Genomic DNA, 1473 nt, shown 5'->3' with positions numbered 1-1473 from the left:
TTATAGGACATCCGGACTTATTCATCAAGCCGGGCGATGAGGCCCGGAGCGAGGCCGTTCGACTGCGCCCGGATTGTGAACAAGTCCGTCGCCAATGCCGCTTTTCATTCCCTTTCGCCATCACTCTTCTACCATGAATCTCCACGCCTCCGCCGGTCATGACTGTCGCACGCCATTCGCTGCAATGAATAAGAACAAGCTGTCAGACCGGCGGAGCGTGGTTTGCTCAACAACGACTCCTCAGTGGTTGTCGCTCATGACACTCCTATAAAGCCGTCGCCCGAGCAAGCCCGCGTGTTCTCCAACCCAAATATGACATCATGAAACACCACCAATTCGTCGGCATCGACCGCTCCGACGCCACAATCGATCTGTGCATCCTCGACGCGAACGGAGATTGCCCGGCCTATTCGAAAATCAGCTCGGCACCCGAGACATTGCTCCCCTGGGCACTCAGTCTTAAAGCGAATCTTCCGCCGGGTGAGATCATCGCACTTTGTATCGAGCAGCCGTGTCAGAACCTCATCCACTTCTTCAGCCAGTTCGACTTTCTACGTCTCTACCTCGTTAATCCCGCCGTTCTCAAAAAATACCGCGAGTCCCTCAGTGCCTCGCGTGCCAAAGATGACCGAAGGGATGCCAATGCTCTCGCTCTCTTCGTCCACGAACGCCACGCCAGACTCGAGCCCTGGCTGCCGACTGATCCCTTGGCCGATCAAATCGCCTTGCTTGCCGAAAAACGGCGCCAGCTCGTCGACGTCCGCACCAGCCTCACCAACAAACTCACCCAGGCTCTCAAGGACACCTTCCCACAAGCTCTGCATCTTGTCGGACGCGACCTCTTTAGCCCACTGGCCTGCGCCTTCCTCACCAAATGGACAAATCTTCAGGCGCTTCAGAAAGCTCGCCCATCCACCATTACCCAGTTCTATTCCACGCATCGGAGCCGGCGGCCGAAGGTCATCAAGGAAAGGCTCGAACTCATTGACCAATCCGTTGCCCTCTGCGTCAGCGAAAACATTCTTGAAGTCTACCACGAACTCATCCTCGGGCTGGTCCGTCAGATCAGCGCCGCACAGACCGGCATCAAGCGCTTCGACCAACTCATCAAAGCCCGAACCGACCAACACAAGGATGCTCGCATCTTCAAAACCCTCCCAGGAGCAGGAGCCGCATTCGCCTCCAGGCTCCTCGGATTCTTCGGTAGCGACCGTGAAAAATACTCCAGCGCTGCCGCTGTCCAGAAACACAGCGGCGTCGCACCCATCACCAAACAAAGCGGTAAAATGCGCTTTGTTCACCGGCGCTATGCCTGCAACAAATTTTGGCGCCAGACCTTTGTGGAGTGGGCCGGTCAAACCGTCATAAAATCCCTCTGGGCCAAGGCTTACTACCAACAGCAGAAAGACAAAGGACAACGTCATCAAACGATTCTCCGCAGTCTCGCCTACAAATGGCAGCGCATCCTGTTTC

General features: G+C 55.9%; 1 protein-coding gene. It reads left to right on the top strand.

The features are described from left to right. Nucleotides 1-320: 320 nt before the first annotated feature. On the top strand, nt 321-1473 hold a 1153-nt coding region (locus tag ACFQY0_RS21075; protein WP_379717001.1), incomplete at its 3' end, for an IS110 family transposase.

It is taken from the genome of Haloferula chungangensis (genome assembly GCF_042664875.1).
Lineage (GTDB): Bacteria > Verrucomicrobiota > Verrucomicrobiia > Verrucomicrobiales > Akkermansiaceae > Haloferula > Haloferula chungangensis.
Note: the sequence above shows the minus strand (reverse complement) of the source record. Positions and strands in the feature narration are given on the sequence as shown.